The following is a 17448-nucleotide window of genomic DNA, read 5'->3' as shown; positions in this document are numbered from 1 at the left end:
GGTCAGTCTTAATAAATACTTAAGAAAAGAAAGAGGTTAAATCATAAAATAATGGCCTCGTCCTCAGTTGATCTTAAGGGCTGATGGCTAATCTATCACCAAAGTAATTGGTAGGTAGATCAGCAATGTCGAATTATGCAGCACCGATCGCATTTGTAAAAAGTATCGTTAATGCGCGCAATGTAAATCCCGTTAGCATCCATAAAGTAAATTTTATAATTTCGATTTTTCTGGCATTGATATACAACGCCTCGCTCTGGACGCGATTGAGTCAGGAAGTTGGTGAGCTGTCAGTATCGTCGCTTGCTGTTTACTTGGGCTTCTTTGCGTTATTAACCCGGCGATCAAAAGTATCTGATATAATGCGCGAATGGACGAAAAAATTGATGCAAGAAAATTATCCTTAGAAGTTCTTGAAGAAAAACGTCGACAGGCGCATCGACTTCGGAAACGCGGAATGACGAGAGCCGAGATTGGCGAAATAGTGGGCATTCACGCGGATACGATTGGTCGTTGGTTAAAGCGCGACAAGAATCAACTAGGATACGATAAGCCGGGGCGAAAAGCCGGTAGTGGGCGGCGGTTAACGGCTGAACAGGAACAGCATATTGAATCGGTGCTGATCGACAAAACGCCGGATCAATTAAAAATGCCCTATGCGTTGTGGACGCGGGAATCGGTTCGCGAACTGATCCTTAATTGCTATGGGCTGGCGCTACCCGTACGCACCGTTGGCGATTACCTAAAGCGCTGGGGCATGACACCGCAGAAGCCACAAAAGCGTGCGTATGAACAACGCGCGCCGGAAGTGAAAGCATGGCTAGAGGAAGAATATCCGGCGATAAAAGTGCAAGCGAAGCAGCAAAATGCCGAGATTTACTGGGGCGATGAGACTGGTCTGCGTAACGACTGCCAGCATGAGCGGGGCTATGCGCCCAAAGGAAAGACCCCAGTGATTCGTCTAAATGCCAAGCGTGAATCGTGCAACATGATTTCAGCAGTGACCAATCAGGGCAAAGTAAGATACCAGATATTTGAAGGCAACATGAATGCGGATAGACTGATTGATTTCATGATGCGATTGCTCAAAGATGCGAAGCGCAAAGTGTTTTTGATTCTGGATAATCTGCGGGTGCATCATGCCAAGCCGGTAAAAGAATGGTTAGAGGCGCACAAAAAAATGATTCAGGTATTTTATCTGCCAGCTTATTCGCCAGAACTAAATCCTGACGAGTATTTGAATTGTGACCTCAAGGGTGGTGTGCATAGTGGGCAGCCCGCACGCAATAAAGAGCAACTCAAACAGAAGGTATCGAAGCACATGCGTATGCTGCAACGGAAGCCACATCGTGTCCGCAAATATTTTAAGCACGAGAAAATTCGTTATGCCGCATAACAGATACCAAAATCCGCCGGGTTAATAGTTGTGTCAATAAGCTATTTGGTAATGAGTTTAGCAAGCCTCGCTCCGTATCCGCGTGTGTTTATGTCTGCAATTTTCACTTGTTCGTCAGCGTCAGCCTACTATATAGCTCAATATGGTATTTATATTGATGCCGAAATGATCGTCAATGTCTTCGCAACTGATACAAATGAAATGATGGACCTATTGAGTTACAAGTTTATCGTTTATATTGCGATGCTTGGCATCGCGCCATCGATATTCCTTTTTTATACATGTATTGATTTTCAAAACACTTTAGGCGGGACGATCAAGAAAGTTCTCTTACCTATGATCGGCCTTGTTCTGGCCGTCGCAATGATATTCCCCAGTATGCAAACATTTGCTTCGGTTATGCGTAATAACAAAGAAATTCGATACTTAGTGGTGCCCGGTAACTTCGTTTATGGGTCGTTGCGTGTGCTTGGCGATGCGATAGCGAATGGTTCTAATAATGGCGCGGTCACTACTCTTGGTGATGATGTGGCGCTGGGGCCGGCTTGGGGTGTAGCGTCGAGCAAAAAGCCTAAGCCAGTACTGATGGTTCTGGTGGTGGGCGAAACGGCAAGAGCACAAAACTTTTCGCTTTCTGGCTACCATCGGGACACGAATAAGAATCTTAAAGACAAGGACATAATCTATTACTCGGATGTAGATTCTTGCGGAACATCAACAGCGGTATCATTGCCATGTATTTTCTCAAACCTATCACGACAAAAATTCTCCCGTGAGGATGCTGCGAACAGCGAAAACTTGCTCGATGTGCTTAAAAAATTACCTTTAGACGTGGCCTGGGTCGACAATAATAGTGGTTGTAAAGGCGTATGTGCAAATATCGACTTTAGCCACGTTGTCTCTGGCGGCCAATTTTGCGATGGTGATAATTGCTATGACGAAGCCTTATTGGGTGCACTCGATAGACCTCAGCTGACCGACAAAGTAATTGTGCTGCATCAGTCTGGGAGCCATGGCCCCGCGTACTATAAACGCTCACCTGAAGGTAGCAAGGAATATCTCCCTGAGTGTCGGACGAATCAATTGCAGGATTGCACGAGAGAAGAAATCGTTAATGCCTATGATAACTCAATAGCCTATACCGATTTATTTGTTTCTAAGCTGATTGAGCGCCTTCAGGTGCTTTCAAAAGACTTTGATACCGCAATGATCTATGTGTCAGACCACGGTGAGTCCCTTGGGGAGAGCGGTATGTACTTGCATGGCGCGCCCTATTTCATGGCGCCAGAAGAGCAAACGAAAGTGCCAATGTTGATGTGGCTTGGTGACGCCTACACCAGCCGATTCGGAATTGACCGAGACTGCCTAAAGAATAACGCCAGCTCTAATTATTCCCATGACAATGTGTTTAGTACTGTTTTAGGGATGCTCGATATTGAGACAAAGGAAAAGAATAGGAGCCTTGATATCGTTGGGCCTTGCATGGCCGGGAATAAAGCAATGAAACTGTCCGAAGCAGGCTACAAGCATGATTGAAAATGAGGTGAAGAGTTTGGAAATAAAAACCTATACTGGATTAAAACGTATTGTTTACGCGGGTAAAAATTCCTATATGGGAATGCGCTACAACCTACTAAATGAAGCCGCCTTTCGGCAAGAAGTAATTCTGGCAGCAATTCTTATTCCAGTTGCTGTGCTACTAGACCTTGGTCCCTTGGAGACGGTAGCATTAATTGTCGCGGTGTTGTTTGTACTAATTGTCGAGTTGTTAAATACCGCCGTAGAAGCGACAGTCGATAGAATTGGTAAAGACTATCACGAGCTCTCAGGCTTAGCTAAAGACACCGGGTCTGCAGCGGTAACATTAAGTCTCATAGTATGTGTGTTGGTATGGGGAGGAGTCATCACTAGCCGCTATTGGGCTTAGTGCTAATTTGGGTTCGATATAATGATGTTGTCAAGGCATATGTGTAGCGTGTTCTGATCATCTAGACGGGCTGTCACAGTTATTTTTAGGTATGAGCAGAGGGTTGCTATTATCGACATACCCAGCCCAGAATGATTTGAGGGTGAGCGGGCTTTGTCTTTTCGCCACAGCCGGTCAAACATTTTAGCAATGTCATCTTGGTCAAGGTCGTGTGATTTGTTACTGATAGTCAGCTTACCGGTGCCAATGTTGCTGTTCGATTCCCAAGTACAGTAAATAGCGCTCTCGCTGACCGCGTACTCTGCTGCATTCTGTACTAGATTTTGCAATATAAGATTGAATTCGGTACTGCTGCTTTTAATGACGATATTCGGGTCTATATCGATATCCCAAGTTACCAGGCTAGCGTTATTACTTTTTGAGTATGAGCTAATTAAACCTGATATTAATTGGCCTAAATTGATGTCGTCTTCCAGAGTAGTACTAACACCCTCATAGCGTGACAATAACAGCATGTTTTCCGTAATTTTCTGCATGTGAAGTGCGATTTCGAGTGCGTCACTATAGTATTCCTTATTCTTTGCTGAAGAGGTTTCATCCAAGGTCATTGAGGCGACTTCAGCGAGCAGGCGCAGCTCTGAAATCGGCGTCTTTAGCTCGTGGGATACATTCGAAGAAAATGCTTTTTCCCGCTCAAAACCACCGTGTAAGCGAGCTATCATATGATTGAAATCATTTTGTAAGGGAATGAGTTCATTTGGACATTCTTTAAGCGCAATTTTTGCTGTTTCACTGTGTGACCGCACATCGGAAATGGCTTTACTCAGTTTTTTTATTGGCTTTAAACCACGGCGAATTATTCGCCGTATGAGAAGATTCGTCGAAAAGATAATGATGAGGCAGCTAATAAATAAGGCGACTCTCACCAGCATCTGCAGCTCATGAAGTGACTCTGTTTCGCGGCTAGCGCTGAGTGTCATGGGCGTTTGTTTGGCGAGATTATTTTCTGTTCTTTTGTCGTGATCTGGAATTTGGGGGATAAAGGTAGTTTGAATTTGTCGTCCTTGCCGGCCATCGGGCAAGACAACATTCTTTAACTGGCTTTTGGTAATGTCTATGGGGAGTAGCTTTAGATCTTTGTTGCCAAGCTTTATTGAGCGTTCAAAAGTACTACCGTCGTGATTCCAAAGTTGAAAGTACTCTGGGTCAATGTCGCGCTCGAACTCGGGCAGAAATTCATCGGCAAAATCGAAATCGATATGATCTCCGTAGTCTTTAACCAGGGTAATGAGTACACCTGATTTAGTGCTTAAACTCTTATCAAACTCATGGATAAGCCATTTTGATAAAATTTGGTCAATAACTAGCGCAACAACCAGCATCATGGTGATGATGACGAGAAGGGAGCGATTTGCAATCTTCCTTTCTATGGAGTACATGAATTTCTACTTGGGCAAGTTAGATAGCTAATCTTCATACCTTGAGATCGTATACCTTTTTCGAGCCAGGGCCAAATCTTCCATGTGACCGCTTTTTAGATCGGGCTATTCGATATAGTAGCCAAAACTGCGCTGTGTTTTGACCAAGTCAATAACATTTTGAGCTTTGAGTTTTTTGCGCAAGGCCGATACATGTACTTCGATAGAGTTTCGGCTGATTGACGTCGCACTATCGTGGGTTTGTTGCTCAATTTGATCGTAAGTAATTGTTCGACCTTGATTAAGCGATAACATTTCTATAATTGAGAATTCGTTCTTTGTTAACTTGATATCTATATCATCAACCTTGAGCGATTTTAAGGCGAGGTTGAGTACTACTCGGCCGTCAAGTAAGTAGATGGTGTCTGATTTTACATTGCTTTTACGCCGAATCAGGGTATTGATTCGAGCATGAAGCTCCTTGAACGAAAATGGTTTGCACAAGTAATCGTCCGCGCCGGCATTTAAACCGTCTACTCTGTCGTCGATATTATCCTTGGCTGAGAGGATTAGTATGTTGCAGAATATTGATTTTTTGCGTATTTCCCGAAGAATCGTTAAACCGTCGATATCTGGTAGCATTAAATCTAATATAATAGCGGCATAGCTTTCGGTTAAGGCGTAAGCGAGACCATCTTTGCCATTTTGCGCGCAGTCGACAACAAACCCCAAGCTCGTAAAACCCGTTTCGAGGGTTTTAGAAAGGCGGGGGGAGTCCTCAATTATCAGTAGCTTCATGAACTACATATCTCCTTTTCTCGCTGGTGGCAGAGCATAATTCATGTTTTCTGGCTCCCGCACTGCAGATGGCCCTTGTTAGGCAATGCGCCCAGATTTTCGCGCGCATACCTAGCGCGATGGTATATGATAAACACCATTATATAGTTCAATTCTTAACATTTACTTAAGGCGTCGCTGCGATGTTCTTAGGGTCACTTGAACATGCTAGGGCCTGGTGTAGCACGCTTGAGCGGGCTTGCCTGCTGATTTAAATGAGATTTCGCGGGTTTTCAATCCTGAGCTTGACTATCTCGACGTGCAAAATTGCTCATCTCGACTCAGGCAATAAATTCATTTAGAAGGTTAGTTTGAGAGTGCTATTGATTTTTAGTCTTCTAAATATTCCTCAGTAGATATTAAGCTTTAATCGCTATAATCCATTTCATTCAGCCTTACTACGTGGCTTTAAAGAGTACCTTACCAACACTGACGTTAATATACCTATTGTTGCGACGGTAAATCATGAAAAAGACAAAGGAATTTATAATGTCTCCGGCGAAACAAATTCTATATTCTCTGTTAGCTCTTTTTATTGTCACGCTGTATTTTGAATTCAGCGACTTGGATTTGTGGGTACAGAGTTTTTTTTATGATTTTAGCCGGCAAAGCTGGGCGTTGAGCATCGAGGGCCATCCCTGGCGACATATATTGCTCTACGACGCGCCTAAAAAAATACTGGGAATTCTTGAGCTTTCTCTACTGGTCAGCTTATTGTTTTTCCGAAAACACACTCTAATTCAGAAATACCACAGCGGTTTGCTAATCGTAATGCTGACACTTCCACTTGGCCCTTCAGTAGTGTCATCATTAAAAGGCACCACTAATGTTGCCTGCCCGTATGACCTCACTCAATACGGTGGCGACACGCCATATATTCGACTGTTTGAACGCTACCCGGCCGGGAAAAAGCCGGCCAAGCAGCAACGTTGCTTTCCTGCAGGACACGCCAGCGGTGGCTTTGCACTTTTGGCTTTGTACTTTTTACCTCAATCCCGACGCCGTCGCCGCCAAATGTTGGCCGTAGCGCTATTAGCGGGGTGGACGATGGGTATGTATAAAATGCTGCTAGGTCACCATTTCTTCAGTCACACATTAACATCTATGATTTTGTGCTGGCTCGTAGCGAATTGCATTGCGCTGATAGTAACCCCCCATTCGTTATACGAGCGTCAAAAACAACCTCGATCAACAGAATCGGTCGACGCACCGAGTTTCGCGACAGATTAAGCGAGAGCAATGAACGATGTCCCCACGTTAACTGCGGGCTATATTCGAAGCTTACCGGCATGAAGTTGGCGAAGCTGAGAAGCTTGTGGCCTAACGCGAATATTCTGATGAGAAGCCTATGTCGATAGTATTAAAGGTAGATGTTGACACCTATCGTGGTACACGTGAAGGCGTGCCACGACTGCTTGCCTTGTTCGCTAAATATGATATTAAAGCCACATTTCTGTTCAGCCTTGGCCCAGATAATACTGGCCGTGCACTGAAGCGTATTTTCAGGCCGGGGTTTTTCAGTAAAGTAGCGAGAACCTCAGTACTGGAACACTACGGTTTAAAGACGTTGTTATATGGGGTTCTGCTGCCTGGCCCTCACATCGCAAAAAACACTGAGCAAATTATGCGTTCGGTCGTCGATGCGGGGCACGAGGTTGGCGTACATTGCTACGATCACGTGCGCTGGCAAGACAATGTCCGCAATCAGGGTGAAGACTGGACTCGTAATCAGTTGAACTTGGCAATGCAGGCCTTCGACCAGTATCTTGGTTGTAAACCCACCACAATAGGTGCGGCTGGCTGGCAGCTAAACGATTTTGTGCCGCACTTGGAGGCGGAATTGGGCTTTACATACGCAAGTGATACCCGTGGTGATACCCCATTTTTTCCGCAGACCTTAGCCGCGACAAGCTCTTGCATGCAGATCCCCACTACATTGCCGACCATGGATGAGTTACTTGGTGCCAACGGCATAAGTGGTACCAATATAGCGGAATGCCTCTTTCAGCATAGCTTAAAGGCCAATGAGTACGGTCACGTGTATACCCTGCATGCCGAAATGGAAGGGATGAAGCTGCTGCCCGCAATGGATCAGCTAATACAATACCTCATTGCTGGTGAACAGCAGTTCCAAACACTCGCCGAACGGCATGCTTATCTCTCTGATCGGGAAATTCCGATGCTTCCCATTACATGGGCGGAGATAGAAGGGCGGAGTGGTGAGTTGGCGATGAGTAGTTTTTGAAATTTCAATAATGAATTAGTCACTATCTCGCTACGTTCTGTCTGAAATAGAAATAATATTTATAGTGATTTTGTGCGGATTACCGGGCTCTCTGCATGAAGTCAAAAGGCTAGAACTCGTCGTGTGCCAATATTTTTGCAGCACGTATTCTTCTCTCAGTGGTATGACGACGAGTGTGTACAGTATTCAGTGAATATTAATAATATGAAATTCTGCATGTGAATTTGGCAACGCCACGGGGTTAGCATGAAGCGGAATTCGAAACTAACATTTCATACCATTGTTCTATGTGTTCTAGGGTCAACTACGATGGCCCAAGCAGAAAGCTCTTTGTCAAAAGGCGATGGGGATCCCATTCTTCCCTGGTCGAGGCTGCAATACTCTGCCAAAGCATTATTTGTTTCATTGGAACTCGATGTTCACTTGCAGCACATATTAAGGGATGAAGCGCAAAAGAGGCTGATTCCGAGTACTGCAAGCTGCGCGATTCCTGAGGATATCTTAAATCTCGTAGAGCTTGGGGTGACTACTGAGGTGCTCGGCCGCCATACTGAAACATCTACTATCATGACTTCAGACAGTAGTGTCATTCAAAACTCTGCACTTCGCTCTGGTAATAAAAATCGTCAGCGCAGTTTTCGCTATTGTGCCGACGAGATTGTTGTTCAGAAACGCAGGCCATTATCTCGTGATGAAGAGAAGCGAAATTGGAGCGAATGGAGTGATGTAAGGGAGATGAGTCTCCAATCACAAACTTTGGCCCCAGCGCCAATAACGGAAGCGGAAGCGCTTTTCTACCGTTTGGCTATGCTGGATGCCCCCGAGTTGGGTGACACCCTTCACCTGTACTTCTACGAGAAAGGTCGCGTGACCGATTTAAGTGCTTCCGTTAGCGGTAGGAAAAGTGTTCGTGTACGCTTTAAGGAGCGAACGCTTAGCGGAACAGTAAAAGTTAAACAGTCGATTAACGCTCTAGTCATAGAGATTAGCGCTCGGCCCTACGGTGAGGAAACGAATTCGAAATCCGACTCGTTGGGCTTTAAAGGCGACTGGGTGGCATATTACGACCCGGAGCGTCACGTCATTTTGGAGATGGTAGGGAAAGTGGATTATCTTGGCACCATTCATATTAAATTGGATCGTTTGGATAAGCGATAATTCTGTATTTCGCAGGGGAAGCTATTTAGTTTTATCTCTAGTACTAAGTTCGTTGTGGCGAGTAACTAACAATTTAAATTAACAAGGAATGAAGAATGGGTCGCTTCCCTGGGGTATTTTTACGTGGAATTTTGATGGGGGCTGCTGACGTTGTTCCCGGTGTTTCTGGCGGTACTATCGCTTATATTACGGGTATTTACGAGGAGCTGATTGAAAGTATCAAGTCGTTTAACCTAGACGCCGCGAAGGTGTTGTATAGGGGTGGCATAAAAGCCTTTTGGACGCATATCAATGGCAATTTTCTGCTTAGCCTTGGCTTAGGCATCGTGTTTAGTGTCTTGTCGTTAGCGAAGGGGATATCTCATGTTTTGGAGTTTTACCCCTCTCAAATATCGGCCCTATTCTTCGGTCTTGTACTAGCGTCAAGTTCGTTTGTATATCGTCAGATGCCTAAGAATAGTGGCCGATTATTATGGCTGGTATTTGGTATTATATTTGCAGCTAGTATTGGGGAAATTCGACCAGCGCAATTCGACGTCACCCCATTGGCCTTGTTCTTGTCTGGGGCGATAGCAATATGCGCAATGATTCTCCCAGGAATCTCTGGTAGCTTTATTCTCTTACTATTGGGAATGTACCAACCTGTGATTACAGCTATTAAATCACTGGATATCATGACAATACTGATATTTTCTGCCGGATGTGGGACTGGGCTTCTCTTATTTGTACGGCTTTTATCGTGGCTACTACACGAACATCGGAATCGAATTTTATCGTGGCTGACAGGTGTTCTAATTGGATCTTTAACGTTGCTTTGGCCCTGGAAGCAGACTGGCAATACAGATGGTAGTAGCATCGCAACGATTCAAAATGTGTTTCCATGGAATAGCGTCGAGTATCCTGTATCACAAATTGCCCTATGTATAGCGCTCATGACTGCGGGTCTTGGGATTGTATTCGGTATGGAATATGTTTCATCGCGACGACAGCCAAATTGATTGGTAGCAATGCTATGAAATTCCTACCTTCTGAGTTGATAGATAGCGATATTGACGAAGTTTTGAGTAAGTAAGCCGGTTTAGCCGTGCCAAGAGGAAGCAAAATTGTAAAGCCTCATCTCGCCCGCATAGCAAGGCCGAGCTAAGTTCAGTCAAATTAGCGTGCTGCTTATATCAGAAACGCTTCTCTGTTTTTACTCTGAGCTGGTAGCTCGAAATATCACTTTTACCATCTAGAGGCGCTACAATATCCATGTGTAGCACATTATGTTCGCCTTCTTCTCTACTGCCATTCCTCGTGCCAGAGAACCTAAGACCGACACCAACGTCTTTTACCCAATCGGGTGAATTACTCGTTGTGCCCCATGCCGACCCGGCATCAAAAAAGACAGCTGCACCGGCATAAAAGAGCGATAGCCATTCAGTGTTGCCAAAGAAATGTTGTTCCATGGTGAATAAAAGACTCTTATCTCCTGACTGATAGTGTGACGGGTAGCCTCGTAGGCCAGTGTCGCCGCCAAGTTCGATGATGGTATCTTGGTACAAGTTGTAGCCCTTCAATCCAGATAATTTGGCAAAAAACTGGCCACGCTCCATGTTTTTCCAGTAGTACGATACATCACCTTCAATAGCACTATTAAGTAGACCGGAGTCGGTGTATCTACCGGTGAGTTTTGTAGAACCTATAATCAGATGATTGTCTTTTAGTTTGTATGCGTAGCTATCTTCGATATCGAGCAGGTAGGCATTAAAGTCGCTGCTAATATTAGAGTTCGAGTAACCGAGTCGAGCAGTAAACTTTCCGCCAAGATTGAAGTATTCAGGGCGGTTTATTTGTTTGATGTTCGTTGTTGAAATATAGTCATCTATTTCTTTTTGGTACTCTATCCATGCAATGTTTTCGTCTCTATCCGTCGGTAAGTAAAAACTACTATTAGGGACTATGGTATCGGGAGTGAACGTTTCAGCGCTTGACGTTACGCCGAAGACAATGCGTCTCGCATACTCGTTATCGACAGATGCGGAATCTAATCGCCGGCCATAAAATACAGACGCAGATTTACTCTGCTGCTCGTAGTTGAAAACTTTCTTTCCTAGATCATAAACCGACGCTACTTCACTTTTGTCACCATAGAAGATTCCGCCGCTCCAGTCAGTACTGATGTCTAAGAAATCACGGTAAAGCTGAAATTTCTTTTCTATGCCATCGGAGTTTTCCGAGTATCGAAGTTTTAATGCACTTTTGTATGCGCCGGTATTTGGGTCGTAGTAACTATATACTTGACCGGAACGTTGGTCATTGTTGAAACGCATTATTGATACGCTTTTGCCAGTACCAAAGAAGTTAGAATCTTCAAAGCCGGCACTGCTATTATTGTTGCCGCCAGAGCGAGATAAGCTCAATTTGGGTTTTAATGTCCATACATCTCTGGTGCTTACAGTAACATTTGAAACGCCGTTGCAAGGAGGAGCAGTCGAAATCTTTGCGTTGGTAAGGTATCGGCGAGTATTGAGTGTACGTTCACTTGCCGATATGGACACGTCTTGTAGATTGTCGCCGGGCTTAAATAGCAAGTCATCTTTAATGACTCCGGCTTTGGTTTTTACGTGTAAGCGGTTTACAAGTCTAAATGCCCAATTGTTTTCGTCGGGGTTGTTTTCATCGAAAATAGGGCTGGCATCGATGTCGATTTTCCCAACGGTCGCACTGCCATAATCTATGCCAGTAGCTTTGAAGTTGACGTCTGTTAGCTCGCTGTGACGTTCAGTATCGCTTTGGTCGCATGACCCAATGGATTCTTTTTCCGCTATTTCAGAAGCATAAGCGGTGTAGCTTGATAGCAAGGTAAAGTAACATAGAGCGTGCCATAGTTTATTCGTTAGCATTTCTCTGTATACCCAATTTGTATGGTTTATTAATCTCCATCATAGTGTTTGTTTCTTAGGTATTCTTGAAGAAAACGAGAAAGTTTAGACTAACTTTCCTTATTAATTTATACATATACGTATACGTACAGACTTATTTTCAGTGCAATTCGGGGTTTTAGGTGTTTCTCTCGATCTGCATTGCGCTGTGAAGTAGCGGTGCCGCTACTAATACAAGCGGCGCGCCAACTAAGAGTCCAGATATGATGGCGACTGCCATTGGTGCTAAAAGCGCAGACCCTTGACCAAACTGTAAGGCGAGCGGCGCTAAGGCCAGAATGGCGATGCTTGCCGACATGAAAATTGGTCGCAATCTAGCGCGACCAGCGGCTATGCGGTGAGTGTGTTCAATGTTGGTTTCGGGGAGTTCTGCAAAGTAAAATACACCCAGCTCTGCGATTATGCCGATGACCATTGTGACGCCCATCAAGGCTGCTATATTGAGTTCGGTACCGGTGATGACTAAGCCGCCGAGTACGCCGGTGACAGAGAGTAATACCACGCCAAGTATCGACGCTGTTTGAGTGAAATCTCTAAACAGAAACAGCAAAAGCAAACCAGATAGGATAAACGCGGCGATGAACACAGCTATTAGATCGCGGAAAGACTTTTGCTGCTCAAGAAAGAGTCCTCCAAATTCATAGCGCACGCCGGGCGGTAAAATAATTCCCTGCATTTTTGTAGTAATTTCCTTCATGGCAGAGCCCATGTCCCTGCCGTCGAGGCGCGCCGTCACGGCGGTCATGGTTTGCAGGTTTTCGCGGCTAATTTGGGATTGCCCTTGGATAATATCGATAGATGCGATTCGTTTAAGGGGAATCAAGTGGCCGTCATTGGATTGCACTTTAGTATTTTCGAGATTACTAATACGCTCGCGCATCGACTCTGCTTGCCACACTTTAATGCCAATGCTGCGCTCACCGGCCTGAATCTCGCCAGTCAAACTTCCGTTCATAAGTGATTTAACTTGCGCGGTAACCTGAGATGGATCCATATTTTCTAGAGCTACGCGGCGGCGGTCTAAGGTCACCACAATGGCATCGCCGGAGATACGATCAGATATCTGTACTTCGACTACGCCGCTAATATTTTGCAGTGTATCCATTACGGTATTTGCGGCTATGGCAAGCGATTTGGGGTTGCTGTTGTAGAGTTTCACTTCTATGGGTTGTGGTACTGCTGTTAGGTCGCCAATGATATCGCCCATGAGCTGTAAGGTTTCTATAGATAGACCGGGAATGTTGAGCTCCACCCGCTGGCGTATGTCAGCCATCACTTCTTCTATTGGGCGTCTTGGTAGCGGTTTTAGTTTGATAAACATATCGCCTTCATTGGCTTCGCTTAGCCCACCACCGAGTTGTAAGCCTGTGCGGCGGGAGTAACTTTCGACCTCAGGCACTGCGCGAATGAATTCTTCCATTTTTGAGACCATCTGGTCTGTTTTAGTTAGCGATGTTCCCGGTGGGGCGACGTAGTCGAGTATTAGGCCACCTTCATCCATTTGCGGCATAAACCCTGAACTCACAAAGCTACTGGAAAGGCCTGCGATTATCGACGCTACGGCGATCATTGATATTGTCCAGATCCGTGAGTGTGCGAACAGCCGGTGCATGAGGTTTTCATATGCATCAGCGATTCTGTCTAACCAGTGATTCGCGTTCTCTGCTCGTATAGCATCGTTCTCGTTTGCGAGCTTGGTGGCGAGAAGTGGGCATATCGTCACGGTATAAATCATTGAGAAAATCAGGCTTGACGCCATGGTAATAGCGAGTGCCTTAAAAAAGCCTCCCGTCACACCGCTTAAAAATGCGAGTGGCGTGAAGACGATGATAGTGGCCAGTGATGAACCCACTAAGGGGCTTGTCATTTCAGCTGCTGCGCTTAACACGGATATATTTTTATCACTTAGGCGACGGCTGATGTGCTCTAGCATCACGACAATGTCATCAACTATCAGTCCAACAGCGGCTGCCATGCCTCCCAATGTCATAATGTTTAGGCTTAGATTCAGAAGATTGAGTAGTAAGGCTGTAGACACCAGTACGGCAGGCAGGATCACCGCAACGATAAGCACCATTCTTATGCTGCGCAAAAATAGAAACAGCACGAGACCAGCGAGGATTGTGCCGATAATTATAGAGTCTCGAACACTGCTCGCCGCAGCGCGTACCAGGTCTGATTGGTCGTAATAAGGTGTGATAACGATGGAGGAGGGGAAGCGCGCGGCTTCCCGAGCCATTAATTTCTTAATACTGTCGGTAAGCGCAATTGAATTAGCATTTGGTGTCTGCCGAATATTCACCAATACCGCTGTTTTCCCGTCTGCGGTGACACGCGTCCACTCTTGAGCGGTATTCAACTGAATGTCAGCCACATCCGCCAGATCAATAATGGTGCCGTTTTGAGCTTTTACAATTATGGTGCCAATGTCGGCAATTGTGGTTAATCGACCATCAACTAAGGAGAGATACAATCGCGACCGGTCTTCAAATCGCCCTACGGCCTCAACCTTATTGTCGGCTTGAATCGCTGCTTCAATGTCGGTAATAGACAAGCCGACTGATTGCAGGCGCAGTGGATCAACGATCACCTGGTATTCTGCGTCATTGCCGCCAAGCACTGTCACCTCAGCGACACCGTCAACAGTGGCGAGTATGGGTTGGAGTTCAAAGCGGGCGAAGGTTTTTAAGGCGACTTGGGATAGCTCCGTCGATGTTAGTGAGTAGCCTAATACTGGGAAAATTGTTGGATCCATCCGCCTTACAGTAAAGGCTAAGCCACTTGGGAGGCTCGGCGATAAGCGGGAGATCTCTGATTCTGCGCGAAGTGCTGCGGTGCTAATATCACCACCCCAATCTAAAGAAATCGATATTTCAGCGGCCCCTCGACTGGTCTGCGAGCGAATGTTTTTAACGCCGGGAATGCTGCGCAGGGCTTCTTCAACGGGCCGTGTTATTTGGGTGACCATCTGGTCAGCAGGGCGGTCGCCAGCTTCCAATGAGATGGCTATACGTGGGAAGTTGATTTCAGGAAACAGGCTCACCGGCAATTGAATAAATGAAACGCCGCCAGCAATCACCAAGACAATGAAGCAGGCGACAAGAAACCGAGCTTGGCGCGCGAGCATCCAGTTCATTGCTGTGGCTCCGCTAATACATCCTTAAGACGTGTTTTCATTCCATCTGTTAGCACTGCAGCGGCATCTACGATGATGCGCTCGCCGGCAGTTAGCCCGGTGGTCACTTCAATCGTTGATTTATTACTGACCCCTGTTGTGACACGTCTTAATACTGCCGTGTCGTTTTCAGAAATAAACACATACTGACCACGCTCATCATAAAAAACGCTGTTGACGGGAATAAGGGGTACCTTTGAATGTACGAGAGTCGTAATTTCGGCCCGTACTGCCTGCCCGGACAGTAAGGTAGAATGCGGTGGCAGCTCGGCGTACGCGGTAACCATTCGCGTAGCGGGGTCTACCCTCTGGTCTTTAGCAGTTAAGTTGCTTTCTATACTAAGCCCTGAATTATCAAGGCCGTTAAGTCGCACTGGGCTACCAAGTTCTATTACAGCGGCGTCTTCTAATTCTAAATTTAGCCTAGCCCGTAAGTGAGGCCCAATTGAGAGGCGAAGCAAGGTAGAGCCCGGTGCGACAATTCCGCCAGATTCGACCAGTATCGACTCAATGATCGCGTCCTCAGGTGACCTGACCTCAGAAAGCGTGTTCGATCGTTGCTGCAAACTGTCGGCAAGACTTTGCATGTCTTCTGCCTGACTGCGTGCCTGTTCGATATCGGCGTTACTGGCAAGGCCGTCATCTTTTAGCCGTCGCACACGCGCCGCATTGGCTCGCGCGGTTGACGCGTCCCGCCGCGCCCGCTCGATATCTATTTTCGCGCTTTCTGATGGTTTGAGTTTCAGTAGGACTTGGCCTTTCTTAACAGAACTCCCTGCTTGAACTTGAAGGTCGGTAACATGTGCTTCGATTTCGGAATTAATATTGTGTAAAAACTGGGGGTCGTATTCGACGACGCCGAAGCTGGGCACTATGCTTGCAATGTCGCCGAGTTCAACCACGCCGATAGATACCAGTGCCGTCGGCTCTATGACGGTGTCTAAAGGCGCTTTCCCGCAGGCGGATAAGCTACTTAGCAGCACGGCGGAGCATAGATACATTAATCTCATTTTATATTCTCCAGCGGTACACCTAGGTTTAATTCTAGTGCGATTAAGAGTTCGGCTTGTTTCATTGCTAGTTCAATCGCTTGAATGTGCTTGTTAATGGACGCTATGCGCAATTCGTTTGACAGCGATGCGGCGTAATCACCACGCGCAACAGCCGCTAGGGTTCCTGACACTAATGCATCCATTTGCAACGCGATTTCAGTCGCGTCGCGTGCTTGTTTGTTGACCAATAGCAGGGCGGAATAGGCAGCATCGAGGTCTGCATAGATATTGAGTAGGCGGGCGGAATAAGCCGCATCAGCTTGTTCTTCAGTGGCTTGCGCAATGGCAAGGTCGCCGCGACCGCGATTCCACAGTGGCAGTGTGATCGACACACTAGGCCCAAGCGTTTTAAGATTGCCCGTGTCCCGCGCGGCATTAAGCGCGATCACGGGTAATGGATACTGCTTCATTCGAGCTGTATTTGTGTTTTCAGCCGCGCTCTTACGTTCCATTCGCATTCCGGCTAAGTCAGCGCGATGAATGGTTGCCAGCTTGAATAGAGCATCAGTTACAGGGAGTTCGAGTTGTTCTGTAGTCGGTGTTGGTGATGCCAATGTTAAGCCGACGGAGGGCGGTAAACCCATTAAACGATGAAGCTCTTGGGTGGCGACCAGGAGGAGGCTCTCGGTATTTCTTGACTGGGAGCGAGCGTCGGTATTGACGAGAAGCGGAAGTTGTATCGCGCTACGGGGCAGGTCGCCTCGTAATACAGCGGTTTCAGTACGCATTAGCTCTTCATGGGATAGCGCTAAAGCCGTCTCGCTAAGGTGATGGATTTTGCGTAGGTAGCTTATTTGGCTTGCGAGTAGTTTTGCATTTTCGGCGGTAAGCCACTCAGCCCAGGCAATATCAAATCGTACGCTTTGCAAATGGGCTTCACTGGCGCTAAGCGTGCTTGATCGCGTCAAGAGCGCGCCGACATCAAGGCCGATGGATGCGCTAATCGCGTTGACCAAACCGCTGCCGTTAATCGGGGTGTCTACACCAAGGGAGAAACTTGGGTCAGGGAAAAGCCCGGCGGCGAACACTTGTGCACTTGCAAGGTTCTCGGATGCTCGCAACACTTTTAATTCAGGGTTGCTGAGTACTGCGATGCTTGCCAAATCTTTTGCGGTCAGCGGTGCGGACAAGTCGATGTTGTGACGCCTTGCAGATTCCACAACTCGGCTCTGCTGCAGGTCTGGTAGGTAATTCGGTTCGGGGCGTGGTGGGGCAGTGGAGCAGGCTGATAAGGCCAGAGTACAAAGGAGCACTTTTCCACTCAGGAACCTTTCCCTTGAATAATTCGCATTTCCACCAGTTCGCAAAGTAAGTAC

Annotated in this window: 13 protein-coding genes; 7 read left to right on the top strand and 6 right to left on the bottom strand. The window is 46.4% G+C overall.

Features of this window, described 5'->3' with window-relative positions; translation table 11 throughout:
* Positions 1–370: 370 nt before the first annotated feature.
* The 3 genes from AZF00_RS08835 to AZF00_RS08825 are packed head-to-tail and all read left to right on the top strand — an operon-like array spanning position 371 to position 3323.
* Positions 371–1396, top strand: a complete 1026-nt coding sequence (locus tag AZF00_RS08835) for an IS630 family transposase (protein ID WP_062383594.1) — start codon at positions 371–373, stop codon at positions 1394–1396.
* Between the two features lie 51 nt (positions 1397–1447).
* A complete protein-coding gene (locus AZF00_RS08830; RefSeq protein WP_082793663.1) occupies positions 1448–2932 on the top strand; it encodes a phosphoethanolamine transferase in 1485 nt (494 codons plus the stop codon).
* A complete protein-coding gene (locus AZF00_RS08825) occupies positions 2925–3323 on the top strand; it encodes a diacylglycerol kinase (protein WP_008250356.1) in 399 nt (132 codons plus the stop codon). The genes AZF00_RS08830 and AZF00_RS08825 overlap by 8 nt, the downstream gene beginning before the upstream one ends.
* A gap of 2 nt (positions 3324–3325) precedes the next feature.
* On the opposite strand, the gene AZF00_RS08820 is transcribed toward AZF00_RS08825, so the two are convergent.
* On the bottom strand, positions 3326–4762 hold the full coding sequence (locus AZF00_RS08820) for a histidine kinase dimerization/phospho-acceptor domain-containing protein (RefSeq protein WP_008250358.1): 1437 nt from the start codon (positions 4760–4762) through the stop codon (positions 3326–3328).
* Positions 4763–4867: 105 nt separating this feature from the next.
* Positions 4868–5539: a response regulator transcription factor gene (locus tag AZF00_RS08815; protein WP_008250359.1), complete on the bottom strand. Its 672-nt coding sequence runs from the start codon at positions 5537–5539 to the stop codon at positions 4868–4870.
* A gap of 528 nt (positions 5540–6067) precedes the next feature.
* Here AZF00_RS08815 and AZF00_RS08810 point away from each other — a divergent pair.
* From AZF00_RS08810 to AZF00_RS08795, 4 genes are all read left to right on the top strand, one after another.
* Entirely contained in the window at positions 6068–6808 is a 741-nt protein-coding gene (locus tag AZF00_RS08810; RefSeq protein WP_008250362.1) for a phosphatase PAP2 family protein, read from the top strand.
* 118 nt (positions 6809–6926) lie between these two features.
* Complete coding sequence (locus AZF00_RS08805) at positions 6927–7823, top strand: polysaccharide deacetylase family protein (protein WP_008250364.1); 897 nt, start codon at positions 6927–6929, stop codon at positions 7821–7823.
* A gap of 309 nt (positions 7824–8132) precedes the next feature.
* Positions 8133–8981, top strand: a complete 849-nt coding sequence (locus AZF00_RS08800) for a hypothetical protein (protein WP_008250366.1) — start codon at positions 8133–8135, stop codon at positions 8979–8981.
* A 95-nt stretch (positions 8982–9076) separates the two neighbouring features.
* Positions 9077–9979, top strand: coding sequence for a DUF368 domain-containing protein (locus tag AZF00_RS08795; protein ID WP_008250368.1), 903 nt, complete (start codon positions 9077–9079; stop codon positions 9977–9979).
* Positions 9980–10153: 174 nt separating this feature from the next.
* On the opposite strand, the gene AZF00_RS08790 is transcribed toward AZF00_RS08795, so the two are convergent.
* From AZF00_RS08790 to AZF00_RS08775, 4 genes are all read right to left on the bottom strand, one after another.
* Positions 10154–11866 (bottom strand): BamA/TamA family outer membrane protein, encoded by a 1713-nt coding sequence (locus AZF00_RS08790; protein ID WP_008251058.1) that lies wholly within the window; start codon positions 11864–11866, stop codon positions 10154–10156.
* Between the two features lie 157 nt (positions 11867–12023).
* Positions 12024–15041, bottom strand: coding sequence for an efflux RND transporter permease subunit (locus AZF00_RS08785; RefSeq protein WP_062383588.1), 3018 nt, complete (start codon positions 15039–15041; stop codon positions 12024–12026).
* The gene (locus AZF00_RS08780) at positions 15038–16090 is read right to left on the bottom strand and encodes an efflux RND transporter periplasmic adaptor subunit (protein WP_062383585.1); all 1053 of its coding nucleotides are present in this window, start codon (positions 16088–16090) and stop codon (positions 15038–15040) included. Before AZF00_RS08780 ends, AZF00_RS08785 begins: the two co-directional genes overlap by 4 nt.
* Positions 16087–17292 (bottom strand): TolC family protein, encoded by a 1206-nt coding sequence (locus AZF00_RS08775; RefSeq protein ID WP_156474855.1) that lies wholly within the window; start codon positions 17290–17292, stop codon positions 16087–16089. Before AZF00_RS08775 ends, AZF00_RS08780 begins: the two co-directional genes overlap by 4 nt.
* Between the last annotated feature and the right edge of the window lie 156 nt (positions 17293–17448).

This window comes from Zhongshania aliphaticivorans, from assembly GCF_001586255.1.
In the GTDB taxonomy this organism is placed as follows: domain Bacteria; phylum Pseudomonadota; class Gammaproteobacteria; order Pseudomonadales; family Spongiibacteraceae; genus Spongiibacter; species Spongiibacter aliphaticivorans.
The sequence above is the reverse complement of the archived record's forward strand: the minus strand, read 5'-3'. Positions and strand labels throughout refer to the sequence as shown.